The sequence below is a fragment of the Paracoccus sp. DMF genome, assembly GCF_004407025.1.
GTDB classification, from domain to species: domain Bacteria; phylum Pseudomonadota; class Alphaproteobacteria; order Rhodobacterales; family Rhodobacteraceae; genus Paracoccus; species Paracoccus aminovorans_B.
In genome coordinates, this window is record NZ_SOKV02000013.1 from 26,045 (window position 1) to 51,192 (window position 25,148).

Below are 25,148 nucleotides of genomic sequence, written 5' to 3' on the forward strand. Positions count from 1 at the left end.
AACATCGCAGATGCAGAATTTGTAATATTCTGTCGTTTTCGCCAGGGCCACGCCGCGATGCGGCAGCAAATCCCGGTGCTTGCGCTCAGGCCAGATGCCGCGCTAGGAAATCCGCCAGCGGGCGCAGCACGGCGTCCCGGCCGAAGGCGGCGGTGCCATGGCCTTCGTGCGGCAGCAGGGCGAAGTCGATCTCGGCATGCGGGTCCGCGGCCTTCCAGGCCCGGCGCAGCCGCTCGGCCTGACCGGCCGAGACGATGCTGTCCTGCGCGCCGTGCCGGATTATCAGCGGCGGCAGGCGCCGTCCGGGCGCCATGGCGCCCAGCCGGCCGACCGGCGACAGCGCGGTGGCCTCGGCCCGGCGCGCGCCGACCGGATAGCCGACCAGCAGCGATTCGACGCTGCGCGGCGAATCGGCCGGGGCGCGCCGCACCTTGCGGCCCAGGCGGGCCATGTCGGCATCCATGCTGCCGAAATCCATCGGGCCATAGAAATCCACCACCGCGCGCGGCGCCCGCCCGGCCTCGGCCAGGGTCAGCGCCGCCGAGACCGCCAGGAACGCCCCGGCGCTGCGCCCGCCCAGCGCCATCCGGTCCGGGATCAGCCCCAGCTCCGGCCCGCGCCGGTGCAGGAAATCCAGCGCCGCCAGCACATCCTGCTCCTGCGCCGGCCACAGCGCCTGGTGCGACAGGCGATAGTTCATCCGCACCACGGCGTTGCCCCGCGCCAGCACCGGCGCCGGGACCGGCAGGCTGCGCTTGTCGCCGGCCAGGAAACCGCCGCCGTGCAGGTCCAGAAGCCAGGGAAACGGCCCGTCGCCCTCGGGCAGATGCACGTCCAGCCGGTTGCGCGGCGAGGCTGGGGAATAGGCCAGATCGACCAGCCCCGGCCCGGCCAGCGCCGGCCCCGCCATCAGCCCGGCCAGCAGCGCCAGCGCCGCCCGGCGCGTCATCGGCATCCGTCTTGCCCCCTCGTTCGTCTGCATGGCCGACACCTTAGGCTCCAGGCGCATTGATCGTCAAAGCCAGAACCGGTCCCACCTCTGCAACGGCGCCTGTCGTGGCGCAGGGCCTTGCCGCGAGAGCCTTGATCGCCTGCCGATTCACCACATGCGCAGTCGTTGCGCAGCATGGTTCTTTCTGCAATGCGGCGAATTGACGGCGCAGGAATGTTACGCTATCGCTTGTCGCGTCGTAATAATCTTGCGAGGGAATCCCGTGGCCGAGAAAGACAAACCCTGGCTCTTCCGCACCTATGCGGGCCACTCGACCGCCGAGAAATCGAACGCGCTCTATCGCTCGAACCTCGCCAAGGGCCAGACCGGGCTTTCGGTGGCCTTCGACCTGCCGACCCAGACCGGCTATGACAGCGACCACGTGCTGGCGCGGGGCGAGGTCGGCAAGGTCGGCGTGCCGGTCTGCCACCTGGGCGACATGCGCGCGCTGTTCGACCAGATCCCGCTGGAGCAGATGAACACCTCGATGACGATCAACGCGACGGCGCCCTGGCTGCTGTCGCTCTATATCGCCGTGGCCGAGGAGCAGGGCGCGGATGTGACCAAGCTGCAAGGCACGGTGCAGAACGACATCATCAAGGAATACCTGTCGCGCGGCACCTATATCTGCCCGCCGAAACCCTCGCTGAAGATGATCACCGACGTCGCGGCCTATACGGCACGGAACCTGCCGAAATGGAACCCGATGAACGTCTGTTCCTATCACCTGCAGGAGGCCGGCGCGACGCCCGAGCAGGAGCTGGCCTATGCGCTGGCGACCGGCATCGCGGTGCTCGACGACCTCAAGGGCAAGGTCGAGGCCCAGGATTTCCCGGCCATGGTCGGGCGGATTTCCTTCTTCGTGAACGCCGGCATCCGCTTCGTGACCGAGCTCTGCAAGATGCGCGCCTTTACCGAGCTCTGGGACGAGATCTGCCGCGAGCGCTACGGCATCGAGGACGAGAAATACCGCCGCTTCCGCTATGGCGTGCAGGTGAACAGCCTCGGCCTGACCGAGCAGCAGCCGGAAAACAACGTCTATCGCATCCTGCTGGAGATGCTGGCCGTGGTGCTGTCGAAGAACGCCCGTGCCCGCGCCGTGCAGCTGCCGGCCTGGAACGAGGCGCTGGGCCTGCCGCGGCCCTGGGACCAGCAATGGTCGCTGAGGATGCAGCAGATCGTCGCCTATGAGACCGACCTGCTGGAATACGGCGACCTTTTCGACGGCAACCCGGCCATCGCCGCCAAGGTCGAGGAGCTGAAGGCCGGCGCGCGGTCAGAGTTGGCGACGCTGGACGAGATGGGCGGCGCCATCGCCGCCATCGAATACATGAAGTCGCGGCTGGTCGAATCGAACGCCGCGCGGCTGAACCGGATCGAGGCGAACGAGACCGTGGTGGTCGGCGTCAATCGCTGGCAGCAGGGCGAGCCCTCGCCGCTGACGGCGGGCGACGGCGGCATCATGGTCGTCGATCCGGCGGTCGAGCAGGACCAGATTGCCAGGCTGGACGCCTGGCGGCGGGCTCGCGACGAAGCGGCCGTCGAGGCCGCTCTCGTCGCGCTGCGCGATGCCGCGCAGAGGGGCCAGAACGTGATGCCGTTTTCCATCGCCGCCGCCAAGGCCGGCGCCACCACCGGCGAATGGGCCCAGGTCATGCGCCAGGTGCATGGCGAATATCGCGGGCCCACGGGCGTCTCGCAATCGCCCTCGAACCGCACCGAGGGGCTGGAGCCGATCCGCGAGGCGGTGGATGCGGTCAGCCAGCGCCTGGGCCGGCGGCTGAAGTTCCTGGTCGGCAAGCCGGGCCTCGACGGCCATTCCAACGGCGCCGAGCAGATCGCCTTCCGCGCCCGCGACTGCGGCATGGACATCACCTATGAGGGCATCCGCCTGACGCCCGAGCAGATCGTCGCCCGCGCGGGAGAGGAGGACGCCCATATCGTCGGCCTCTCGATCCTGTCGGGCAGCCACCTGCCGCTGATCGAGGATCTGATGGCGCGCATGCGCGCGGCGGGCCTGGTGCATGTGCCGGTGGTCGTCGGCGGCATCATCCCCGATGACGATGCGGCGCGGCTGCGGCAGATGGGCGTGGCCCGCGTCTATACGCCGAAGGATTTCGAGCTCAACCGCATCATGATGGACATCGTGGCGCTGGTCGAGCCCGAGGAGGCCGCCGCCTGAGCCGGTCGCACGCTCGCATGAGTATTTGGAAAACGGTGAAAGACGGGCGCCGAGCGCAATGCTTCACCGTTTCATAAATACTCAGGACGCGACAGCGCCGCTCGGGCCGGCGTGCCGGGATCAGGCCCGGCCCAGCATGTAGAATTCGTCGTTCGGGCGAACGTCGCCGGCATTGACCAGCCGGTTCGACATGCCGAAGAAGGCGGCGATGGCGCCGATGTCCCAGATCTCGTCCTGCGAGAAGCCGGCATCATGCAGGGCGGCATGGTCGCCTGCCTCAATGTCCTGCGCCCGCAGCGCCACCTTCTCGGCATAGGCCAGCATGGCGTGTTCGCGGGGCGTCAGATCGGCCTTGCGCCAGTTCACCGCCACCTGGTCGGCGATCAGGGCGTTCTTCGCCCGGATGCGCAGGATCGCGCCATGTGCCACCACGCAATACTGGCACTGGTTCAGCCCCGAGGTCGCGACCACGATCAGCTCGCGCTCGGCCTTGCTGAGGCCGCCCTCGCGCTCCATCAGCGCGTCGTGATAGGCGAAGAAGGCGCGGCATTCGTCCGGCCGATGCGCCAGCGCCAGGAAGACGTTCGGCACGAAGCCGGATTTCTCGGCCACCTTGCGGATGCGGGCGGCGATGTCCTCGGGCATCTCGTCAAGCGAGGGCACCGGGAAGCGGCTGATCGGATGGGTCATGGCTGTCTCCTCTGCCGCCCAAGCTTTGGCCATTGCCGCGGCGGGGTCAATCCGGGGCCGCGGTTGACTTGGCCCGGATTTCGGCCTATTCAGCCCGCAATTCCCGGAAGGTCTGGCCTTCCGGTCCCCGCTTGCCGGGGATCGCCCCCCGTCAGCGCGTCGCGCCCACGGGGGCGCACCTGTTTATTCGCGCCCTTGCGGGCAACGGCAACCATTGGAGGGCCGCCGATGTTTGAAAACCTGTCCGACCGCCTTGGCGGCGTCTTCGACCGGCTGACCAAGCAGGGCGCCCTGACCGAGGATGACGTCACCGCCGCCATGCGCGAGGTGCGCGTCGCGCTGCTGGAAGCCGACGTCTCGCTGCCCGTCGCGCGCAATTTCGTGAAAACCGTCACCGCCAAGGCCACCGGCAGCGCCGTCACCAAGTCGATCACCCCCGGCCAGCAGGTCGTGAAGATCGTCCATGACGAGCTGATCAAGGTGCTGCAGGGCGAGGGTGCGCCCGACGCGCTGCGGATCGACAACCCGCCGGCGCCGATCCTGATGGTCGGGCTGCAAGGCTCGGGCAAGACCACCACCACCGCGAAACTGGCCAAGCGGCTGAAGGACCGCGAGAAGAAGCGCGTGCTGCTGGCGTCGCTCGACACCAACCGCCCGGCCGCCATGGAGCAGCTGGCGATCCTGGGCCAACAGATCGGCGTCGATACGCTGCCGATCGTGCCGGGCGAGAATGCGGTGCAGATCGCGAAGCGCGCCAGGCAGCAGGCGAGCTTCGGTGGCTATGACGTCTATATGCTCGACACCGCCGGCCGGCTGCATATCGACGAAGTGTTGATGGACGAGGTGCAGGCGGTTCGCGACGTGGCCAACCCGCGCGAGACCCTGCTGGTCGTCGATGGCTTGACCGGCCAGGACGCGGTGAACGTCGCGGCCGAGTTCGACGGCAAGGTCGGCATCTCGGGCGTGGTACTGACCCGGATGGACGGCGACGGCCGCGGTGGTGCTGCGCTGTCGATGCGCGCCGTCACCGGCAAGCCGATCCGCTTCGTCGGCCTGGGCGAAAAGATGGACGCGCTGGAGGCCTTCGACGCCAGCCGCGTCGCCGGCCGCATCCTCGGCATGGGCGATATCGTCGCCCTGGTCGAGAAGGCGCAGGAGGTGCTGGAGGTCGAGCAGGCCGAGCGCATGATGAAGCGCTTCCAGAAGGGTCTGTTCAACATGAACGACCTGAAGAGCCAGCTGGAACAGATGATGAAGATGGGGGGCATGCAGTCCATCATGGGCATGATGCCCGGCATGGGCAAGATGGCCAAGCAGGCCGAGGCCGCCGGCTTCGACGACAAGGCGATCAAGCGCCAGATCGCGCTGATCAACTCGATGACGAAAAAGGAACGCGCCAACCCGGACCTGCTGCAGGCCAGCCGCAAGAAGCGCATCGCCGCCGGTGCCGGCATGGAGGTGGCCGATCTGAACAAGCTGCTGAAGATGCAGAAACAGATGGCCGACACGATGAAGAAGCTCGGCAAGATGGGCAAGGGCGGCATGCTGAAACAGGCCATGCGCGCGATGAGCGGCAAGGGCGGCGGCCTGCCCGACATGGCCGACGTCGATCCGGCCAAGATGGCCGAGGCCACCAGGATGCTGCAGGATCCCAAGGGCCTGGGCGGCGATCTCGGCAAGCTGAACCTGCCCGGCGGGCTGTCCGGGCTGTTCGGGAAGAAATAGGTGGTCACGCTTTCCGACACGCCTGTGCTGACGACCGAGCGTCTGGTCCTGCGCGCGCCGCAGGCCGGCGACTGGCCGGTCTGGCGTGACTTTGCCGCGTCCGAACGCTCGGCCTGGGTCGGCGGGCCGCTGCTGGCGCCGGGCCTGGCCTGGCGCGCCTTCGGCCATATCGTCGGTCATTGGGTGCTGCGCGGCTATGGGCTGTTCACCGTGACCGACCGCGCGAGCGGTGCCGCGCTGGGCGGGGTCGGGCCCTGGTTTCCCGACGGCTGGCCCGAGCCCGAGATCGGCTGGACGCTGTGGGATGCCGCCGCCGAAGGCAGGGGCATCGCGCATGAGGCGGCGCGGGCCGCCCGCGACTTCGCGGCGCGCCGGCTCGGCTGGACGACCGCCGTCAGCTATATCCTGCCCGCCAACGACCGCTCGGCCGCGCTGGCCCGGCGGCTGGGGGCTGAGCGCGATCCCGCCGCCGCGCATCCCGGGGCCGAGCCCTGCGACGTCTGGCGCCACCCGGCGGAGGCCTTCGCATGAGCGACGCGCGCTGCACCCGCGGTGTACGCCCGGTGTACGGGCGGTGGACAGCCGCCCTGAACGAAATCAAAGGCTTGGAGATTTCCGCGTGACCACTGACGCCGCCCGCGCCGCCGCTCTGTTGAAAGAGCATCGCGCCAGCATCGACCGTCTGGACGCGATCCTGGTCTATACGCTCGCCGAGCGCTTCAAGCACACCCAGAACGTCGGCCGCCTCAAGGCCGAACACGACCTTCCTCCGTCCGATCCCGCCCGCGAGGCGAGCCAGATCGAGCGGCTGGAACGCCTCGCGCGCGAGGCCGATCTCGACCCGGAATTCGCGCGCAAATTCCTGAACTTCGTGATTGCCGAAGTGATCCGGCATCACGAGACCTTCCAGACCTGACGCAGGGCCTGCCCGCGTCAACCCCGCCATTTCAAAGGAGAAAACCAATGGCAATGAAGATCCGTCTGGCCCGTGGTGGCTCGAAGAAACGTCCGCACTACGCCATCGTCGCGACCGATTCGCGCATGCCGCGTGACGGCCGCTTCCTCGAGAAGCTGGGCACCTACAACCCGCTGCTGGCGAAAGACTCGGAAGACCGCGTCAAGCTGGACCTCGAGCGCGTGCAATACTGGCTCGCCCAGGGCGCCCAGCCGACCGACCGCGTGGCGCGTTTCCTGGAAGCCTCTGGCGCGAAAGAGAAAACCGAGCGCAAGAACCTGAAGAAAGGCGAGCCGGGCAAGGCCGCGAAAGAGCGTGCCGAGAAGCGCGCCGCCCGCGAAGCCGCCGCCTCGGAAGCCGCTTCGGAATAATCCCATGGCCGAGCGGATCTGTGTCGGCGCGATCGCGGGCGCCTTCGGCGTCCGGGGCGAGGTAAGGCTCAAGAGCTTTACCTCGCAACCTGATGATATCGCTGCATATGGTCCGCTCTGGTCCGAGGATGGCAAGCGCAGCTTCACCCTCCGGTTGACCCGGCCGGTGACCGGCGGCTTGGGCGCCCGGCTCTCGGGCGTCGAGACGCGCGAGGATGCCGAGGCGCTGAAGGGCGTGACGCTCTGGGCCGACCGTGAGCGGCTGCCCTCGCTGCCCGACGACGAATTCTATCATACGGATCTGATCGGCCTTTCCGTCTATGACGCCGGCGGCGTGCTGCTGGGCAAGGTCCGCGCCATCTATGACCATGGCGCGGGCGACATCCTGGAAATCCATGGCCCCGGCCGCAAGCAGAACCTGCTTTTGCCCTTCACCCGCGCCTTCGTGCCGACGGTGGACCTGGCCGCCGGCCGCATCATCGCCGACCCGCCCGAGGACGCCGAGGAATGAGCGCGGAAGGGATGAAATCCCACGGCCGGCTCTCGATCCGTGAAAGCCGGCAGCCGCGCGACCTGCTGGCCGAGCCGCAGGTCAGGGGCGCCTGGACCGCGCAGGTCATCACGCTTTTCCCCGAGGCTTTTCCGGGGGTTCTGGGACTTTCCTTGACCGGCCGAGCGCTGGCCGAGGGGCTGTGGAACCTGCGCACCACCGACCTGCGCCCCTTCGGCATCGGCAAGCACCGCAATGTGGACGACACCCCCGCCGGCGGCGGCGCCGGCATGGTGATCCGCCCCGACGTGATGGATGCCGCCCTGCGCGAGGCCGGCCCCGGCCTGCCGGTGATCTATCTGTCGCCGCGCGGCAAGCCCTTCACGCAGGACCGCGCCCGCCAGCTGGCGAACGGCCCCGGCATGACCCTGATCTGCGGCCGCTTCGAAGGCGTGGACCAGCGCGTGCTGGACGCCCATGATGTCGAGGAAATCAGCATCGGCGACTATGTCCTGACCGGCGGCGAGCTTGCTGCTCAGGTCTTGATCGATGCGACGGTTCGGCTTATACCGCGCGTGCTGGGGAATCAGGAGTCGCTGGCCGAGGAATCCTTTTCCGATGGCCTGCTTGAGCACCCCCAGTACACGAAGCCCGCCCTATGGGAAGGCCGCGCGATACCCGAGGTTCTGCTTTCGGGAAATCACGCGGCTATTGCCACATGGCGGCGCGACATGGCCGAAAGGCTGACCAAGGAACGCCGCCCCGACCTGTGGCGGGCATACGGGGAAACCCGCATGGACCCGGCAAAGGACCGACAGCTCTCGGGCGCATCAGACCAATCGCGGGATCACCGCGAGCATCAAGAGGAACCAAAGCGATGAACCTGATCGCCCAGTTGGAAGCCGAGCAGATCGCCTCGCTCGGCAAGGAAATCCCGGACTTCAAGGCCGGCGACACCGTCCGCGTCGGCTATAAAGTGACCGAAGGCACCCGCACCCGCGTGCAGATGTACGAAGGCGTCGTGATCTCGCGCAAGGGCGGCGGCATCGGCGCCTCGTTCACCGTGCGCAAGATCTCGTTCGGCGAGGGTGTCGAGCGCGTCTTCCCGCTGTATTCGACCAATATCGACTCGATCACCGTCGTGCGCCGTGGCCGCGTCCGCCGCGCCAAGCTGTACTACCTGCGCGACCGTCGCGGCAAATCCGCCCGCATCGCCGAAGTCAGCAACTACAAGCCCAAAGCCGACGCCAAGGCCTGAGGAGACGCGCCATGAAAGCAGAAATTCACCCCGACTACCACTTCATCACCGTGAAGATGATCGACGGCACCACCTATCAGCTGCGCTCGACTTGGGGCAAGGAAGGCGACACCATGTCGCTGGACATCGACCCGACCGTGCATCCGGCCTGGACCGGCGGTTCGGCCAAGCTGATGGACACCGGCGGCCGCGTGTCGAAGTTCAAGAACAAATACGCCGGCCTGGGCTTCTGAGCCCTCGCCACCGGCGCCAACGGAAACGCCGCCCCGAGGGGCGGCGTTTTGCGTTTTCAGCGGGGCGGTGGGCGGCCCCGGACGGGAGAGAGGTGTGCCGACGCGCGGCGGGGTCAGTAGCCGAGCCCCAGGATCGGCATCCAGCTGGGCGCGCGCGGCGGCCGGTTCAGCGGCTGGCCGGTCATCGGGCCATGGCCGGTGTCGATCATGACGCGGCCGTCACGATATTCCCGCAGCACCGGGCCTTGCACGCTGCGATAGGCCGAAAGCGCGATGGTGGCATAGCTGCGGATCGGGGTCGGGAAAACGGCGCGGATCATTGCAGGGCTCCCTTCTGGTCAAGGCGGTGAATGGCGGTGTCCCAAAGCGAGGGGTCGCGGTCGCGCATCAGGTCGCGCGCGGCCTCGAACGGCTCGCAGGTGATCAGCCGCAGCGGAATGTCCGAGATCCGGTGCGGCCTGCCCGTGCGGCGATCGATCAGGCTGACCGCATAGCGGGGCAGGCCGGCGGCAGAAGCCGTCAGATGGTTCAGCATGGGCATCCTGGTCTCCTTTCCCTGGCTGACCTGCCGGGACGTTCCGGCCCTTATATAACGACATAGACAGTCGTGTTTTGCAAGATAAAACTCGACTCGGATTGTCGTGATGAAAGAATGAAGCCGGAACAAATGCTTGCGCGGCCGGCCGCAGCGGCGCCGGGTGCGGGAAAAACGCCACGTTGCCGATGATTCGCGCCTGCACGGCGCTTTTCATCGCCGGGGGCGCGGCCTATGGTCCCCGGCGGAACTGGCGCAGGCCCGGGGGGATTCGTGGCGCATATCATCGTGGTCGGGAACGAAAAGGGCGGTTCGGGCAAGTCCACGACCTCGATGCATGTCGCGACGGCGCTGGCGCGCATGGGCCACCGGGTCGGCGCGCTGGATCTGGACGTGCGCCAGCGCAGCTTTGGCCGCTACCTGGAAAACCGCGCCCATTTCACCCAGCGCGAGGGGCTGGACCTGCCGACGCCGATCCTGGGCCACCTGCCGGCCGAGACCGGGCCGGACAGCGATCCGCTGTCCCAGGCGGTGGCCGAACTGGACCGCGACTGCGACTTCATCCTGCTGGACTGCCCCGGCTCGCATACCCGGCTCAGCCAGATGGCGCATACGCTGGCCGATACGCTGATCACGCCGATGAACGACAGCTTCGTCGATTTCGACCTGCTGGCGCGGCTCTCGCCCGAGGGCAAGATCCTTGGCCCCTCGATCTATGCCGAGATGGTCTGGTCAGCGCGGCAATTGCGCGGACAGGCCGGCGCCGGCCCGATCGACTGGCTGGTGCTGCGGAACCGCTTGGGCACCCAGGCCATGCACAACAAGCGCAAGGTCGGCGGCGCGCTGGCCACGCTGTCGAAACGCATCGGCTTCCGCGTCGCCCCCGGCTTTTCCGAGCGGGTGATCTTTCGCGAGCTGTTCCCGCGCGGGCTGACGCTGCTGGACCTGAAAGACATCGGCACCGAGCAGCTGAGCATGTCGAACATCGCCGCCCGCCAGGAACTGCGCGAGCTGATCGGCGAATTGAAGCTACCCGGCGTCACGATCTCGTTCTGATTCCCGGCCGCCATTGTTGCCACCCCGGGGCGCGGCTATGCTCTGCGCCGGATTTCCTCGAGGAGGGGACGATGACGGCCGTTCGCCGCAGCATTTGCGCCGCCCTGTTGGGCCTGGTCCTGGCGCTTCCCGCGCTGCCGGCCATGGCGCAGACGGCGGGCGCCGCCGCCCAGCCCGAGCCGTCGGCCGAGGCGCCGCTGGTGACGCTGGCCAAGGCCGAGCGCGGCCCGGTGCAGGCGCGGGTGCCGGTCTCGGGCTCGCTGGTGGCGCGGCAGGCGGTGCAGGTCCATGCCAATGTCGCGGGCTATGAGATCACCCAGATTGCGGCCGAGGTCGGCGACAGCGTCAGGGCCGGCGCGCTGCTGGCGCAGCTTTCCGACGAGACGCTGGAGGCGCAGCTGGCGCAGGCCGAGGCCGAATATCAGCGCGCCGAGGCCGGCATCCGCCAGGCCGAAAGCCAGATCGCCAGTGCCGAGGCGACCGCGACCGAGGCGGCTTCGGCCCTGGAGCGCACGCGCAGCCTGCGCCGCAGCGGCAACGCCAGCCAGGCGGTACTGGACCAGGCGGTCGCGACCGAGGCCTCGGCCCGGGCGGCGGCGGCCTCGGCCTCGGACGGGCTGGGGGTGGCACGCGCGGCCTTGGCGCAGGCCGATGCCGCGCGCCGGATCGCCCGGCTGAACCTGGGCCATGCCCGCATCACCGCGCCGGTCGATGGCGTGGTGGTGGCGCGCACCGCCGAGCTGGGCGCGATCTCGGGCACCGGGGGCGATGCGCTTTTCACTCTCATCGCGGCGGGCGAGATCGAGCTCGCCGCCGATGTGATCGAAACCGCGCTGGCGCAGCTGACGCCGGGCGATACCGCCCTGATCGACGTGGCGGGACTGGGCCCGGTCGCCGGCCGGCTGCGGCTGGTGCCGGCCTCGGTCGATCCGGTCACCCGGCTCGGCACGGCGCGGGTGGCGCTGGACCCCGATCCGCGGCTGCGGCTGGGGCTGTTTGCCAGCGGCTGGATCGTCACCGACCGGCGCGAGGCGCTGACCGTGCCGCTGTCGGCGATCCTGGCCGACGAGCGGGGCGAGCGGGTGCAGGTGGTCAAGGACGGCGTGATCGAGACCCGGCCGGTCAAGGCCGGGCTGATCTGGCAGGACCGGCGCGAGATCCTCGAGGGCTTGCGCGAGGGCGAGCAGGTGGTGGCCAGGGCCGGCGCCTTCTTCCGCAGCGGCGACCGGGTCAGGGCGGCGCCATGAACTTCTCGGCCTGGTCCATCCGGCAGCCGGTGCCGGCCATCGCGGTCTTTCTGGTGCTGGTCATGATGGGGCTCTACAGCTTCAGCCGGCTGGCGGTCACGGCGATGCCGAACATCGACCTGCCCCTGGTCAGCGTCGTGGTCAGCCAGCCCGGCGCGGCGCCGAGCGAGCTGACCCGGCAGGTGGTGCAGCCGATCGAGGATTCCATCGCCTCGATCACCGGGGTGCGGCACATCACCTCGACGGCGCTGGACGGCTCGGCGCGGATCTATGTCGAGTTCGAGCTGGAGACCGACACCGACCGCGCCGTGAACGACGTCAAGGACGCGGTGGCCAATGTCCGCGCCGACCTGCCCGAATCCATCGTCGAGCCGCTGATCCACCGCATCGACGTCTCGGGCATGGCGATCCTGACCTATGCCGTCAGCGACCCCGGCAAGACCATCGAGCAGCTGTCGGATTTCGTCGATGACGTGGTGGCGCGCGATCTGTCCACGGTGCCGGGCGTGGCCTCGATCACCCGCATCGGCGGCGCCGACCGCCAGATCAACGTCGATCTGGACCCGGCCCGCATCCAGGCCTTCGGCCTGACGGCGGCCGAAATCTCGGACCAGCTGCGGGCCAAGAACATCGACCTGGGCGGCGGGCGCGGCGACCTGGCGGGGACCGAATTCTCGATCCGCGCCCTGGGATCGGCCGGCGACGTGGCACGGCTGGCCGAGACGCCGATCCTGATCGGCGGCGGTGATACCGGCGGGCGCACGGTGCGGCTGGACCAACTGGGCCGCGTCAGCGACGGCGCCAGCGAGGAACGCACCTTTGCCCTGCTCGACGGCCAGCCGGTGGTGGCCTTCGGCGTCTTCCGCGCCTCGGGCGAATCTGACCTGGTGGCCGGGGACGGCGCCAAGGCCCGCATCGCCGAGATCGCCGCGCGCCATCCCGGCACCCGCATCCAGCTGATCGACGACGCGACCAGCCACACCTCGAACAGCTATCATTCGACCATGGACACGCTCTATGAGGGCGCGGCGCTGGCGGTGGTGGTGGTGTTCCTGTTCCTGCGGAACTGGCGCGCGACGCTGATCGCCGCTGTGGCGCTGCCGCTGTCGATCATCCCGACCTTTTTCGTCATGCACATGCTGGGCTTTACCCTGAACGGGGTCAGCCTGCTGGCGATCACGCTGGTCACCGGCATCCTGGTCGATGACGCCATCGTCGAGATCGAAAATATCGTGCGCCATATCAACATGGGCGTGCCCGCCTATGACGCCAGCATGGAGGCCGCGAACGAGATCGGCCTGACCGTGATCGCGATCAGCTTTTCCATCGTCGCGGTCTTTGCCCCGGTCAGCTTCATGGGCGGGATCCCGGGGCAGTATTTCAAGCAGTTCGGGCTGACGGTCGCGGTTTCGGTGCTGTTCTCGCTGCTGGTGGCGCGGCTGATCACGCCGATGCTGGCGGCCTATTTCCTGCGCGACAGCACGCATCTGCCCGAGGAGAGGGACGGTCCGGTGCTGCGCGGGCTGATGGCCGTGCTGGGCTGGACCCTGCGCCACCGCGGGCTGACGCTGCTGATGGGCATGGGGGTGTTCGCGCTCTCGATCTTTTCCGCGACCCTGCTGCCGACCGAGTTCATCCCGGCCCAGGACGTCGGCCGCAGCCAGGTCAGCATCGAGCTGCCGCCCGGCGCCACCCCGCGCGAGACCGAAGCCGCCGCCGCCATGATCTCGCAGCGCATCGGCGCGGCGCCCGAGGTGCGCTCGGTCTTCGTCAATGGCGGCGAGGATGACGTCGCCAAGGCCAAGCTGATGGTGAACTATGGCCCCAAGGATGAGCGCGAGCGCTCGAGCTTTGCCGTCGAGGACGAGTTGAAAGAGCATCTGGCGGCCATCCCCGACCTGCGCATCGACTTCCAGAACCAAGAGGGCAATGCCGACCTGTCGATTTCGGTCCTGGGCGATACCGAGGATGCGGCGGCCGAGGCGGCCGAACGGCTGATGGCGGCGATGAAGACCCTGCCGGCGCTGGAGGGGGTGCGGTCATCGGCCAGCCTGGAACGGCCGGAAATCCAGATCCATCCGCGGCCCGAGGTCGCGGCGCAGCTGGGCGTGACCGCCAGCGCGCTGGCGACGACGCTGCGGGTGGCAACGCTGGGCGACACGGAATCGAACCTTGCCAAGTTCAACGCCGGCGACAAGCAGATCCCGATCATGGTGCGGCTGGACGAGGCGGCGCGGCGCGACCTGATGACGGTTCGCAACCTGCGCGTGCCAAGCTCGGCCGGGCAATTGCCGCTGGAGGCGGTGGCGGATGTGACGCTTTCGGCCGGCGCGACCGAGATCGGCCGCTATGACCGGCGCTATCAGACCACCGTCTCGGGCAACCTGGCCGAGGGCGCGCTGCTGGGTCCGGTCAGCGCCCAGGTCACCGGCTTGCAGCAGGGGATCGAGCTGCCGGCGGGGACCGAGATCAAGCCCTCGGGCGATGCCGAGATCATGGCCGAGGTGTTCCAGGCCTTCTCGGTCGCGATGGTCTCGGGCGTGGTGCTGACCTATGTCGTGCTGGTGCTGCTGTTTCACAATTTCATCACCCCGGTCTCGATCCTGATGTCGCTGCCCCTGGCCATCGGCGGGGCGATCCTGGCGCTGTTCCTGACCGGCAATTCGATCAGCATGTCGGTGGTGATCGGCTTCCTGATGCTGATGGGCATCGTGACCAAGAACGCGATCATGCTGGTCGAATTCGCGGTCAGCGCCATCGAGCGCGGCGTCGAGAAGCGCGCGGCGATCCTGGATGCGGTGCACAAGCGGGCGCGGCCCATCGTGATGACGACCATCGCCATGACCGCGGGCATGGTGCCCTCGGCGCTGGGAACGGGCGAGGGCGCCGAGTTCAGCGCGCCGATGGCGATTTCGGTGATCGGCGGGCTGTTGCTCTCGACGCTGCTGTCGCTGTTGTTCGTGCCCTCGCTGTTTTCGGTGGTGCATGGCGGGCAGGTCAGGGTCGGGCGCTGGCTGGTGCGGCGGATCGGGCTGAACGCACGTCCGGCCGGGGAGTGAGGTCGCTGCCGGGGGCTGTCTGCCCCCGGACCCCCGAGGATATTTCTGCACAAAAGAGAAAGGGGGCCGTGGCGGCCCCCTTGGCGTTTCATGGCGGATGCGGGTCAGGCCAGCATGCCCATCGGGTTTTCCAGGTGCTTGACGATGGCGTCGAGCAGTTGGGCACCGAGGGCACCGTCGATGACCCGGTGATCGACCGAGAGCGTCATCGACATGACGTTGCGGATCACCACCTCGCCGTTTTCGACGACCGGGGTCTGGATCCCTGCGCCGACGGCGAGGATGGCGCCATGCGGCGGGTTGATGACCGCGTCGAAGTTCTCGATCCCGAACATGCCGAGGTTCGAGATCGCGAAGCTGCCGCCCTGGTATTCGTGCGGTGCCAGCTTCTTGGTCTTGGCGCGGTTGGCCAGGTCCTTCATCTCGGCCGAGAGGGCGGACAGCGTCTTTTGCTGCGCGTCCTTCAGCACCGGGGTGAACAGCCCGCCTTCGATGGCGACGGCAACGGCGACGTCCGAGGGTTTCAGCTTCAGGATGCGGTCGCCGGCCCAGACCGCATTGGCATCCGGCACCTCTTGCAGCGCCAGCGCGCAGGCCTTGATGATGAAGTCGTTGACCGACAGCTTCACGCCGCGCGATTCCAGCTGCTTGTTCAGCATGGCGCGGAACTTCATCAGCTCGTCCAGCTTGGCCGATTTGCGCAGGTAGAAATGCGGAATGGTCTGCTTAGCCTCGGTCAGGCGGGCGGCGATGGTGCGGCGCATGCCGTCCAGCGCCACCTCGGTCGTCTCGCGGTCGGCATAGATCTTGAGCACGGTTTCCGCCGAAGGACCGGCCGGGGCGGCCGCTGCCGGGGCAGGGGCGGCGGCTTTCGGGGACTCGGCGGTGGCGGGCTTGGCTGCGCCGGGCTTGGCGCCTTCGATATCCGCCTTGACGATGCGGCCACGCGGGCCGGAACCGGTCACGCCGGCAAGGTCGATGCCCTTTTCGGCCGCGATGCGGCGCGCCAGCGGCGAGGCGAAGACCCGCCCGCCATCCGCCGCCTTCGGTGCCGCTGGGGCAGGGGCTGCCGCCGCCGGAGCGGGGGCGGCCTCGGGTTTCGCGGGGGCGGCTGCCTCGGCTTTCGGCGCCGGGGCCGAGCCGATGTCGGAGGCGCTTTCGCCCTCTTCCAGCAGGACGGCGATGGGCGTGTTCACCTTCACGCCCGCCGTGCCCTCGGCCACCAGGATCTTGCCCACCGTGCCTTCGTCCACGGCCTCGAATTCCATCGTCGCCTTGTCGGTCTCGATCTCGGCCAGGATGTCGCCGGATTTCACCGCGTCGCCTTCCTTCACCAGCCATTTGGCCAGCGTGCCCTCCTCCATGGTCGGAGAAAGCGCGGGCATCAGGATTTCTGTCGGCATCTCGCTTGCTCCTTAACGGTAGGTGACTTTCTTGACCGCCGCCACCACCTCGTCCGAGGTGATCAGCGCGTGCTTTTCCAGGTTGGCGGCATAGGGCATGGGCACGTCCTTGCCGGTGCAGTTGATCACCGGCGCGTCGAGATAATCGAAGGCGTTTTCCATGATATAGGCCGAGAGGTGGTTGCCGATCGAACAGACCGGGAAGCCCTCTTCCACCGTCACGCAGCGGTTGGTTTTCTGCACCGAGGCGATCACGGTCGCGTAGTCGATCGGGCGCAGGGTGCGCAGGTCGATGACTTCGGCCTCGATGCCTTCGCCGGCCAGTTTCTCGGCGGCTTCAAGCGCGTGGGTCATGCCGATGCCGAAGCTGACCAGCGTCACGTCGCGGCCCTGGCGCACGACCTTGGCCTTGCCGAAGGGGATGGTGAAATCTTCCAGATCCGGCACTTCGAAGCTGCGGCCGTAGAGGATTTCGTTTTCCAGGAAGACCACGGGGTTGTTGTCGCGGATCGCGGTCTTGAGCAGGCCCTTCGCGTCGGCGGCCGAATAGGGCATGACGACTTTCAGGCCCGGGATCTGGGCGAACCAGGCGGCATAGTCCTGGCTGTGCTGGGCGGCGACGCGGGCGGCAGCGCCGTTCGGGCCGCGGAACACCATCGGCGCACCCATCTGGCCGCCGGACATGTAAAGCGTCTTCGCGGCCGAGTTGATGATGTGGTCCATCGCCTGCATGGCGAAGTTGAAGGTCATGAACTCGACGATGGGACGCAGGCCGGCCATGGCGGCGCCGGTACCGATGCCGGCAAAGCCGATTTCGCTGATCGGGGTGTCGACCACACGGCGCGGGCCGAACTTGTCGAGCAGGCCTTGGCTGATCTTGTAGGCGCCCTGGTATTCGCCGACTTCCTCGCCCATCAGGAAGACGGTGCCGTCGCGCGTCATCTCCTCTTCCATGGCCTCGCGCAGGGCTTCGCGCACGGTCATGGTCTTCATCGGCGTGCCTTCGGGCCAGTCGGGCGACTGGTCGACGACCGGGGCCGGGGCGGGGGCGGGGGCCGCAGCTTGTGCCGGTGCAGCGGCGGGCGCTTCTGCGGCGGCGGGAGCGGGTTCGGCCTTGGCGGCGGGCGCGGCATCGGCGGATTCGCCTTCCTCGACCAGCACGGCGATGGGGGTGTTCACCTTGACCCCCTGGGTGCCCTCGGCGATCAAGAGCTTGCCGACGATGCCTTCATCGACGGCCTCGAATTCCATCGTGGCCTTGTCGGTTTCGATCTCGGCCAGGATGTCGCCGGATTTGACGGTATCGCCTTCCTTGACCAGCCATTTGGCCAGCGTGCCTTCCTCCATGGTCGGCGACAGGGCGGGCATCAGGATTTCGGTTGCCATGGTTGCCCTCCCTCAGGCGCTTTTCTCTTCGGCGTAGATATCGGTCCAGAGTTCCTCCAGCGCGGGCTCCGGGCTTTCCTTGGCGAATTCGGCCGAGTCGTTCACGATATCCTTGATTTCCTTGTCGATGGCCTTGAGGTCATCCTCGCTGGCGTGCTTGCCGGTCAAGAGCAGGTCGCGCACATGCTCGATGGCGTCGCGCTCGTCGCGCATCTTCTGCACCTCCTCGCGCGTGCGGTATTTCGCCGGGTCGGACATCGAGTGGCCGCGATAGCGATAGGTCATCACTTCCAGGATATAGGGGCCATTGCCGGCGCGGCATTGCGCCACGGCCTTTTCGGCGGCGGCCTTGACCGCCAGCACGTCCATGCCGTCGACCTGTTCGCCCTTGATGCCGAAAGCCTCGCCCCGGCCGAAGAGCGTCGTCGACTTGGTCGAGCGCTTCATCGAGGTGCCCATGGCATACTGGTTGTTCTCGATCACGAAGACGACCGGCAGGTTCCACAGCTCGGCCATGTTGTAGGTCTCGTAGACCTGGCCCTGGTTGGCGGCGCCGTCGCCGAAATAGGCGAAGGTCACGTTGTCATTGCCGCGGTATTTGTCGGCGAAGGCGAGGCCGGCGCCCAGCGGCACCTGCGCCGCGACGATGCCGTGGCCGCCGTAGAAGTGCTTTTCGCGGCTGAACATGTGCATCGAGCCGCCCTTGCCCTTGGAATAGCCGCCCGAGCGTCCGGTCAGTTCCGCCATGACGCCGCGGGCTTCCATGCCGCAGGCCAGCATGTGGCCATGGTCGCGATAGGAGGTGATGCGCTTGTCGCCTTCCTTGGCGGCGGCCTCCAGGCCGACGACGACGGCCTCCTGCCCGATGTAGAGGTGGCAGAAGCCGCCGATCAGGCCCATGCCGTAGAGTTGGCCGGCCTTTTCCTCGAATCGGCGGATCAACAGCATGTCGCGATAGTATTTGAGCAGCTCGTCACGGGACACGTTCGACGTGCTTTCCTTGGCTGCGGGCTTTCTGACCATACGGGCCTCCTCCTCGGGGCAGGAATAGTTCAGCGTTAAACTAATTCTAGGGCAAGCTCGCGGGGGAAGTAAACCGGCCTTGTGCATAGGTCCAGAGGGCAGATGCGGAATCCTGCCCTTGCCGGTGATTTTCCGGGCAGGGGCCGCATTGCGTGGCGGCAAGGCCGCAGGGGTATTTGGAAAACGGAAAAGACGCCGGCCGGTTCAGCGGATGATGATCTCGTCCGCGCGCACCAGGCCGAGCACGTCGCGGGCGCGCTCGTCCAGAAGGTCGAGGTCGAGATAATCGTTCGACAGCCGCCGCGTCAGGTTGCGCATGCGGTCGACCTCGGCCTGCAGCCTGTCGCGCTGCTGGGCCAGGTCCTGGGTCTCGGCCTGCAACTGCACGCGGCGCAGGATGCCCGAGGGGCCCTGCACGGCGGCGAAGGCGAAATAGACCCCGAGCAGGACAGCCCCGACGAAGAAGATGATGGCGCTGATCGACAGGCGTTGGGTCATGTGCTGCTCGTGCTTTTGCGCGCGATCATGCCACAGGCGGCGCGCCGGGGGAATCCCCCATCAGGATGTCGGCAAGAACCAGCGCCATCACCCGCGCCGAATCCAGCATGTCCCGCACGCCGATCCATTCGTCGGGCTGATGCGCCAGGTCCAGCACGCCCGGGCCATAGGCGATGCAGTTCTTCAGCTTGCCGATGCGGTCGATGTGCTTCTGGTCATAGGTGCCGGGGCTGACGACATAGCCCGCCTCGCGGCCCAGCACGCGCTGGATCGCGGCGGCGGTCGAACGCACGACGGGCGCCTCGCGGTCGGTCATGCTGGGGATGACCTCGAACAGGTCGCGGATCTCGTAGCGGAAATTCGGCCGCTGGGCGCGGACCTTGTCCAGCAGCGCCGTGACCTCGCGCTTGACCTCGGCCAGATCCTCCTCGATCAGGAAGCGGCGGTCGATGACGATGCGGCAGCGGTCGGCCACGCAGGGCGCGGGCAGGCCGGTGAACTCCGGGCCGAGGTCCGGCTCGCCGCCGTGGATGGCGTTGATGTTCAGCGTCGGGATGCGCGCCCCTTCGGGGATCACCGGCATCTCGGTGCGCCGGGTCAGCAGCAGCGGGAATAGGCTGCGTTCCATTTCCTCGAGCACGGCGCCCATGTGGCGGATGGCGCTGTCGCCCAGGAAGGGCATCGAGCCATGGGCGATGCGGCCCTGCGTCTCGATCTCGGCCCACCAGACGCCGCGATGGCCCAGGCAGATGCGGTCCTTGTGCAGCGGCTCGGGGATGATGACGTGATCGACATGGGCGAAGGCGCCGTGCTCGGCCAGCCAGGCCACGCCGCCATAGCCGCCGGTTTCCTCGTCGGCGGTGGCGCTGATCTCGATCTGGCCGGGATGGTCGGGATAGAGCGCGACGAAGGCCTCGGCCGCGATGATGCTGGCGGCGAGGCCGCCCTTCATGTCGCAGGCGCCGCGGCCATAGATGCGGTCGCCGTCGATTTCGGCGCCGAACGGGTCGCGGGTCCAGCCGTGGCCGACCTCGACCACGTCGTGGTGGCTGTTGAAATGCACGCAGGCGCCGGGGGTGGCGCCGTGATGGCGGGCGACCAGGTTCCAGCGCGGAAAGGCCTCGCTGTCGCCGGGGCTGCCCTTGGCGCGGACCAGCGCGCAGTCCCAGCCCTGCGGCGCCAGCCGGGCGCGCAGGTATTCGCAGATGTCGCGATAGTGCCGGCCCGGAGGGTTCAGCGTCGGGATGCGGATCAAATCCTGGGTCAGGCGGATCAGATCGTCGCGGCGGTTCTCGATTTCCAGGCGAAGCGGGTCCATGGCCCGCAGGCTAGGCCGGGCCCGGCCGCGTCGCAATGGGGTCATTGACATGCGCGCCGCGCCGGCCTTCCATGCGGGCCATGAGCCGCAGCGAAAGCCTTGCCCGATGATCGCCTTTCTTCGCCTGATCGGCATGGTGCTGGTTGTAGAGCTGATCTTTTACGCCCTGATCTCGATCTATATCCGCAGCCTGCGCCGCGAGGCGCTTGAAAAGGAATGGGATCGCCGGCATCCCGAGCGGGCGGGCGCCAGCCCGGAACGACGCGAGTTCGTGCGGCGTTGCATGACAGGCTTCAGCCGGACGCTGCGGGCGCGGCTGGCGCTTCTGGTGCTGGTCCTGCCGCTGGTCGCCTTTGTCGCGATCGTCGTCATCGTGAATTACAACTGAGGGGGCGCCGATGCGCTGGTTCCTGACCGTTCTTGGGGTGATCTTCGGGATCGTGGTCTTTCTGTTCCTGGATTACGCGCTGCCCTCGAAGCAGACGGTGCGCATCACCAATACCTACAACCGGCTGACCGACATCGGCGCGAACCGCATCTTCTATGCCTCGCCCGACACCGGTACGGTGCAGAATGCGGCAGGCCAGCGCGACGTGCGTTTCATCGACACGGTGCGGCCGAACGGCAAGCCCTATGTCTATCGCAACGAGGATACCGGCTGGATCTGGCCGCCCTATTTCAAATACGACAGCTCGAACCTGCATGCCCAGGCGACCGACCTGCGCTCGACCTCGGCCAAGCCGGAATGGGTCGGCGTGACCTCATACGGCTGGCGGGTGGCCTGGCTCTCGGTCTATCCCAACGCGATCTCGGTGAAGCCGGTGGCGGGGCCCGAGGTGAAGCCCTTCAACTGGGCGGCGCAGATCATCCTGCTGCTGCTGGGCGGGCTGCTGTTCCTGATCTGGCGCATGTGGAACCAGTTCCGCGAGCGCACCATCGACCCGGCCGTGCGGTCCGCCGACCAGGCCTGGGACCGGCTCGACGCCCGCGCCGATGCCGCCCGCGACCGTGCCCAGGGGCGGATGCGGCGCTGGTGGAACGGGCTCAAGGGCCGCTGAGATGCCGACCAGGAACCCGGGCACCGACTTCCGCCTCGACTGGTTCGAGGGCATCACCGTCAACACCCCCGCGGCCGAGCGGCGCGCCGCCAGCCTGCCCGCGCGCCGCAGCCTCAAGAAGGAATGGCAGGCGGCCTGGCTTCTGAACGCGGTGCGCTGCATCGACCTGACCACGCTGTCGGGCGACGATACGGCCGACCGCGTGGCCCGGCTTTGCGCCAAGGCGCGCCAGCCGGTCGATGCCGGCGACCTGGCGCTGATGGGGGTCGAGCGTCTGACCACCGGCGCGGTCTGCGTCTATCCCACCATGGTGGCGGCCGCCAAACGGGCGCTGGAGGGCACGGGCGTGCCGGTGGCCTCGGTCGCGACCGGCTTTCCGGCCGGGCTGATGCCCCTGGACCTGCGGCTGGCCGAGATCCGCTATGCGCTGGACCAGGGCGCCGATGAGATCGACATCGTGATTTCCCGCGCCCATGCGCTGCGCGGCGAATGGGCGGCGCTTTACGACGAAATCTGCGCCATGCGCGAGGCCTGCGGCCCGGCGCTGATGAAGGCGATCCTGGCGACGGGAGAGCTGAAGACCCTGACCAATGTCGCGCGCGCAAGCCATGTCGCCATGCAGGCGGGGGCGGATTTCATCAAGACCTCGACCGGGAAAGAGCCGGTGAACGCCACGCTGCCGGTCTCGTTGGTCATGCTGCGCGCGATCCGCGACTATCGCGACCGCACCGGCTTTGCCGTGGGTTTCAAGCCGGCCGGCGGGCTGAAGACGGCCAAGGACGCGCTGAACTGGCAGGTGCTGATGGCCGAGGAACTGGGTCGCGACTGGCTGCGCCCCGACCTCTTCCGCATCGGCGCCAGCTCGCTTCTGGGCGATATCGAGCGGCAGATCTCGCATTTCGTGACCGGGCGCTATGCCAGCGCCCACAGGCTGGCGGCGGGGTGAGCATGCCGAAGGTGGCAGAGATCATGGAAAGCATGGAATACGGCCCCGCGCCCGAGGATTCGGCCGCCGTCCGCGATTGGCTGCGCGAACGCGGCGCATTCGGCCATTTCATCGCCGGCCGCTTCACCAGGGCGGGCGAGACCTTCGCCAGCCGCGACCCCTCGACCGGCGAGGCACTGGCGCAGGTCACGCAGGGCACCGCGCGGGACGTGGCAAAGGCCGTGCGCGCCGCGCGCCGGGCGCAACGCGGCTGGGGGGCCATGCCGGGCCACGACCGGGCGCGCTTTCTCTACGCCATCGCGCGGACGATCCAGAAGCGCGAGCGGTTCCTGGCGGTGCTGGAGACGCTCGACAACGGCAAGCCGATCCGCGAAAGCCGCGACACCGACGTGCCGCTGGTGGTGCGGCATTTCTATCATCACGCCGGCTGGGCCGAACTGGCCGAGACCGAGTTTCCCGGCCACCGCGCCCTGGGCGTCTGCGGCCAGATCATCCCGTGGAATTTCCCGCTGCTGATGCTGGCCTGGAAGGTGGCGCCGGCGCTGGCGGCCGGCAATACCGTGGTGCTGAAGCCGGCCGAATATACGCCGCTGACCGCGCTGGCCTTTGCCGAGATCTGCGCCCATGTCGGCCTGCCGGCGGGCGTGGTCAACATCGTCACCGGCGACGGCGACACCGGCGAGGCGCTGGTCGCGGCCCCGGTCGACAAGCTGGCCTTCACCGGCTCGACCGAGGTCGGGCGCCAGATCGCCCGCGCCTGCGCCGGCTCGGGCAAGAAGCTGACGCTGGAGCTGGGCGGCAAGTCGCCCTTCGTCGTCATGGCGGATGCCGATCTGGATGCCGCGGTCGAGGGCGTCGTCGATTCCATCTGGTTCAACCAGGGCCAGGTCTGCTGCGCCGGCTCGCGCATCCTGGTCGCGGAAAGCGTCTCGGCCCGGTTCGAAACCCTGCTGCGCGCCCGGATGGCGCGGCTGCGCACCGGCCCGCCGCTGGACAAGTCCACCGACATCGGCGCCATCGTCGATCCGGTGCAGAAGGAGCGCATCCTCTGCATCCTCGACCGCGCGGTGGAGGCGGGGGCGGAGCTGGTCGGCGGCCTGCCCGGCAAGGGCTGTTTCATCGCGCCGGGCTATCTGCGCAATATCGCGCCCGCGAACCCCGGCATGATCGAGGAGATCTTCGGTCCCATCGCCACGCTCTCGACCTTCCGCACCCCGGACGAGGCGGCGGATCTGGCCAACAATACCCGCTACGGGCTGGCGGCCTCGGTCTGGTCCGAGAATGCGGCGGTGGCGACCGACCTTGCGGCGCGGATCAAGGCCGGCGTGGTCTGGGTCAATTGCGCCAATCTCTTCGACGCGGCGGCGCCCTTTGGCGGCATGCGCGATTCGGGCTATGGCCGCGAAGGCGGGCGCGAGGGCATGCTGGACTATCTCGCCGCGCCCGTCGCGGCGCAACGCGACCCGCTGCCGGCCGAGATCGTGCCGGCCGAGGCCCCGGGGATAGACCGCACCGTCAAGCTCTATATCGGCGGCGCGCAGAAGCGGCCGGATGGCGGCGCCAGCTATCTGGCCCAGGACGAGCTGATCCCGCTGGGCAACCGCAAGGACATTCGCAACGCCGTCGAGGCGGCGCAGGGCAGCTTGGCGAAATGGCAGGGTCTGGGCGGTCACGGCCGGGCGCAGGTGCTGTATTTCCTGGCCGAGAACCTGGCGCAGCGCCGGGCCGAATTCGCCGGCTACGCGAGCCCCGCCGAGGTCGATGCCGCCATCCGCCGCTGCTTCTTCTACGCCGGCTTCGCCGACAAATACGACGGTGCCACGGTCGCGGCGAAGCCCGGGCATCTGTGCCATGTCCAGCCCGAACCGCATGGCGTCATGGGGCTGATCGCCCCGGTCGCGGCGCCGCTGGCGGGGTTCCTGTCGCTGGTGCTGCCGGCCATCGCCATGGGCAATGCCGTGGTGGCGGTGCCCTCGCAGGACCGGCCGATGGCGGCCCTGACCTTGGCGCAGGTGCTGGCCTGTTCGGATGTGCCGGGCGGCGTGGTCAATATCGTTACCGGCCCGCGCGATGCGTTGTCGGCAGCGCTGGCCGGGCATGACGGGGTTTCGGCGATCTGGCATGCCGGGCAGGGCGAGGGGCTGGCCGCGACCCAAGGCCTGGCGGGCGCGACGCTGATCCCGGTCTGGGTGCCGCCGCCGCGCGACTGGAGCGATCCGGCCGCGCAGGGTCGGGAATTCCTGCGCGCGGCGAGCCGGATCAAGACGATCTGGCTGCCCTATGGCGCGCTTCCTGCCGGGACCGGCAGCGCGGTCTATTGAAGCAAGGGCGCCGTCTTGAAGATGGGGGCTTTGCGCCCCCACGCCCATCGGCCCTGCGGTCCGACGGGCTTCCCCCGCAGGATATTTTCACAAAAGAGAATGGCTTAAGGTGGGCGCGGACTTGCTTGATGGCCGATGCGAGTTCGGGCGGGCCGAGGTCCGACCTTGGCCGGACGATCACGTGGGCTGTCCGCAGCGGCCTGGGCATCGAAGTCATGAGCGGCCCTGTCATCGTGCGGGCGCGCCAGGCGCTGAACGACGAGACCTTGGTGATCGGACTTGATCAATGCCTTGACGCGGCACTATCGAGGCCGGACGAAGGCTGATCGGGCAGGCCTGCGGTCATCCCGGCCACGCCCGCCCGCGGAAGTCCTGCAGGCGTGGAACCGCATCCCGCCGGTCC

At 68.2% G+C, this 25,148-nt stretch carries 26 protein-coding genes; 17 read left to right on the top strand and 9 right to left on the bottom strand.

The features are described 5' to 3' along the window. Positions 1-85 precede the first annotated feature (85 nt). A complete protein-coding gene (locus E3D03_RS09575) occupies positions 86-982 on the bottom strand; it encodes an alpha/beta hydrolase (RefSeq protein WP_263566769.1) in 897 nt (298 codons plus the stop codon). 232 nt (positions 983-1,214) lie between these two features. On the opposite strand from E3D03_RS09575, the gene E3D03_RS09580 reads away from it, so the two are divergent. Next, on the top strand, positions 1,215-3,173 hold the full coding sequence (locus tag E3D03_RS09580) for a protein meaA (RefSeq protein ID WP_263566770.1): 1,959 nt from the start codon (positions 1,215-1,217) through the stop codon (positions 3,171-3,173). 120 nt (positions 3,174-3,293) lie between these two features. On the opposite strand, the gene E3D03_RS09585 is transcribed toward E3D03_RS09580, so the two are convergent. Then, positions 3,294-3,863: a peroxidase-related enzyme gene (locus tag E3D03_RS09585; protein WP_263566771.1), complete on the bottom strand. Its 570-nt coding sequence runs from the start codon at positions 3,861-3,863 to the stop codon at positions 3,294-3,296. A gap of 228 nt (positions 3,864-4,091) precedes the next feature. On the opposite strand from E3D03_RS09585, the gene ffh reads away from it, so the two are divergent. The 8 genes from ffh (at position 4,092) to rpmE (ending at position 8,895) form a co-directional block, all read left to right on the top strand. Further along, a complete protein-coding gene (gene ffh / locus E3D03_RS09590) occupies positions 4,092-5,588 on the top strand; it encodes a signal recognition particle protein (protein ID WP_263566772.1) in 1,497 nt (498 codons plus the stop codon). Continuing rightward, positions 5,589-6,119, top strand: coding sequence for a GNAT family N-acetyltransferase (locus E3D03_RS09595; RefSeq protein ID WP_263566773.1), 531 nt, complete (start codon positions 5,589-5,591; stop codon positions 6,117-6,119). Positions 6,120-6,207: 88 nt separating this feature from the next. Continuing rightward, complete coding sequence (locus E3D03_RS09600; protein WP_062560945.1) at positions 6,208-6,504, top strand: chorismate mutase; 297 nt, start codon at positions 6,208-6,210, stop codon at positions 6,502-6,504. A 47-nt stretch (positions 6,505-6,551) separates the two neighbouring features. Then, entirely contained in the window at positions 6,552-6,914 is a 363-nt protein-coding gene (gene rpsP / locus E3D03_RS09605; RefSeq protein ID WP_062560944.1) for a 30S ribosomal protein S16, read from the top strand. 4 nt (positions 6,915-6,918) lie between these two features. Further along, on the top strand, positions 6,919-7,425 hold the full coding sequence (gene rimM, locus E3D03_RS09610; RefSeq protein ID WP_263566774.1) for a ribosome maturation factor RimM: 507 nt from the start codon (positions 6,919-6,921) through the stop codon (positions 7,423-7,425). Further along, positions 7,422-8,285, top strand: a complete 864-nt coding sequence (gene trmD, locus E3D03_RS09615) for a tRNA (guanosine(37)-N1)-methyltransferase TrmD (RefSeq protein ID WP_263566775.1) — start codon at positions 7,422-7,424, stop codon at positions 8,283-8,285. Before rimM ends, trmD begins: the two co-directional genes overlap by 4 nt. After that, positions 8,282-8,662 carry a 50S ribosomal protein L19 gene (gene rplS / locus E3D03_RS09620; protein WP_018000122.1) on the top strand — a complete coding sequence of 127 codons (381 nt, stop codon included), beginning with the start codon at positions 8,282-8,284 and terminating at the stop codon, positions 8,660-8,662. Before trmD ends, rplS begins: the two co-directional genes overlap by 4 nt. A gap of 11 nt (positions 8,663-8,673) precedes the next feature. Beyond that, positions 8,674-8,895, top strand: coding sequence for a 50S ribosomal protein L31 (gene rpmE / locus E3D03_RS09625; protein ID WP_062560942.1), 222 nt, complete (start codon positions 8,674-8,676; stop codon positions 8,893-8,895). Between the two features lie 113 nt (positions 8,896-9,008). Here the strand turns inward: rpmE and E3D03_RS09630 are convergent, their stop codons facing one another. Together E3D03_RS09630 and E3D03_RS09635 are read right to left on the bottom strand one after the other, a co-directional pair. After that, positions 9,009-9,215 carry a hypothetical protein gene (locus E3D03_RS09630; protein ID WP_018000124.1) on the bottom strand — a complete coding sequence of 69 codons (207 nt, stop codon included), beginning with the start codon at positions 9,213-9,215 and terminating at the stop codon, positions 9,009-9,011. Further along, positions 9,212-9,436 carry a hypothetical protein gene (locus E3D03_RS09635; RefSeq protein WP_263566776.1) on the bottom strand — a complete coding sequence of 75 codons (225 nt, stop codon included), beginning with the start codon at positions 9,434-9,436 and terminating at the stop codon, positions 9,212-9,214. Before E3D03_RS09635 ends, E3D03_RS09630 begins: the two co-directional genes overlap by 4 nt. A gap of 267 nt (positions 9,437-9,703) precedes the next feature. On the opposite strand from E3D03_RS09635, the gene E3D03_RS09640 reads away from it, so the two are divergent. The 3 genes from E3D03_RS09640 to E3D03_RS09650 all read left to right on the top strand — a co-directional run bounded on the left by E3D03_RS09640 (position 9,704) and on the right by E3D03_RS09650 (position 14,792). Beyond that, on the top strand, positions 9,704-10,486 hold the full coding sequence (locus E3D03_RS09640) for a division plane positioning ATPase MipZ (protein WP_263566777.1): 783 nt from the start codon (positions 9,704-9,706) through the stop codon (positions 10,484-10,486). A 71-nt stretch (positions 10,487-10,557) separates the two neighbouring features. Continuing rightward, positions 10,558-11,733: an efflux RND transporter periplasmic adaptor subunit gene (locus E3D03_RS09645; protein WP_263566778.1), complete on the top strand. Its 1,176-nt coding sequence runs from the start codon at positions 10,558-10,560 to the stop codon at positions 11,731-11,733. Further along, positions 11,730-14,792: an efflux RND transporter permease subunit gene (locus E3D03_RS09650; protein ID WP_263566779.1), complete on the top strand. Its 3,063-nt coding sequence runs from the start codon at positions 11,730-11,732 to the stop codon at positions 14,790-14,792. Before E3D03_RS09645 ends, E3D03_RS09650 begins: the two co-directional genes overlap by 4 nt. Positions 14,793-14,896: 104 nt before the next feature. Here the strand turns inward: E3D03_RS09650 and E3D03_RS09655 are convergent, their stop codons facing one another. The 5 genes from E3D03_RS09655 to E3D03_RS09675 all read right to left on the bottom strand — a co-directional run bounded on the left by E3D03_RS09655 (position 14,897) and on the right by E3D03_RS09675 (position 20,420). Next, the gene (locus E3D03_RS09655) at positions 14,897-16,195 is read right to left on the bottom strand and encodes a pyruvate dehydrogenase complex dihydrolipoamide acetyltransferase (protein ID WP_263566780.1); all 1,299 of its coding nucleotides are present in this window, start codon (positions 16,193-16,195) and stop codon (positions 14,897-14,899) included. A gap of 12 nt (positions 16,196-16,207) precedes the next feature. Next, complete coding sequence (locus tag E3D03_RS09660) at positions 16,208-17,581, bottom strand: pyruvate dehydrogenase complex E1 component subunit beta (RefSeq protein ID WP_263566781.1); 1,374 nt, start codon at positions 17,579-17,581, stop codon at positions 16,208-16,210. A 12-nt stretch (positions 17,582-17,593) separates the two neighbouring features. Continuing rightward, on the bottom strand, positions 17,594-18,604 hold the full coding sequence (gene pdhA, locus E3D03_RS09665) for a pyruvate dehydrogenase (acetyl-transferring) E1 component subunit alpha (protein WP_062560936.1): 1,011 nt from the start codon (positions 18,602-18,604) through the stop codon (positions 17,594-17,596). Positions 18,605-18,808: 204 nt separating this feature from the next. Next, on the bottom strand, positions 18,809-19,102 hold the full coding sequence (locus E3D03_RS09670) for an FtsB family cell division protein (RefSeq protein ID WP_263566782.1): 294 nt from the start codon (positions 19,100-19,102) through the stop codon (positions 18,809-18,811). Positions 19,103-19,127: 25 nt separating this feature from the next. Continuing rightward, positions 19,128-20,420 (bottom strand): acetylornithine deacetylase/succinyl-diaminopimelate desuccinylase family protein, encoded by a 1,293-nt coding sequence (locus tag E3D03_RS09675; RefSeq protein ID WP_263566783.1) that lies wholly within the window; start codon positions 20,418-20,420, stop codon positions 19,128-19,130. 106 nt (positions 20,421-20,526) lie between these two features. On the opposite strand from E3D03_RS09675, the gene E3D03_RS09680 reads away from it, so the two are divergent. The 5 genes from E3D03_RS09680 to E3D03_RS09700 all read left to right on the top strand — a co-directional run bounded on the left by E3D03_RS09680 (position 20,527) and on the right by E3D03_RS09700 (position 25,071). Next, the gene (locus E3D03_RS09680) at positions 20,527-20,808 is read left to right on the top strand and encodes a hypothetical protein (RefSeq protein WP_026155393.1); all 282 of its coding nucleotides are present in this window, start codon (positions 20,527-20,529) and stop codon (positions 20,806-20,808) included. Between the two features lie 10 nt (positions 20,809-20,818). Continuing rightward, on the top strand, positions 20,819-21,478 hold the full coding sequence (locus E3D03_RS09685) for a DUF1523 family protein (RefSeq protein WP_263566784.1): 660 nt from the start codon (positions 20,819-20,821) through the stop codon (positions 21,476-21,478). 1 nt (position 21,479) lies between these two features. Beyond that, positions 21,480-22,424, top strand: coding sequence for a deoxyribose-phosphate aldolase (gene deoC / locus E3D03_RS09690; RefSeq protein ID WP_263566785.1), 945 nt, complete (start codon positions 21,480-21,482; stop codon positions 22,422-22,424). Positions 22,425-22,426: 2 nt separating this feature from the next. Further along, positions 22,427-24,745 carry an aldehyde dehydrogenase family protein gene (locus E3D03_RS09695; protein WP_263566786.1) on the top strand — a complete coding sequence of 773 codons (2,319 nt, stop codon included), beginning with the start codon at positions 22,427-22,429 and terminating at the stop codon, positions 24,743-24,745. Between the two features lie 128 nt (positions 24,746-24,873). Continuing rightward, the gene (locus E3D03_RS09700) at positions 24,874-25,071 is read left to right on the top strand and encodes a hypothetical protein (protein WP_062560930.1); all 198 of its coding nucleotides are present in this window, start codon (positions 24,874-24,876) and stop codon (positions 25,069-25,071) included. Positions 25,072-25,148 lie beyond the last annotated feature (77 nt).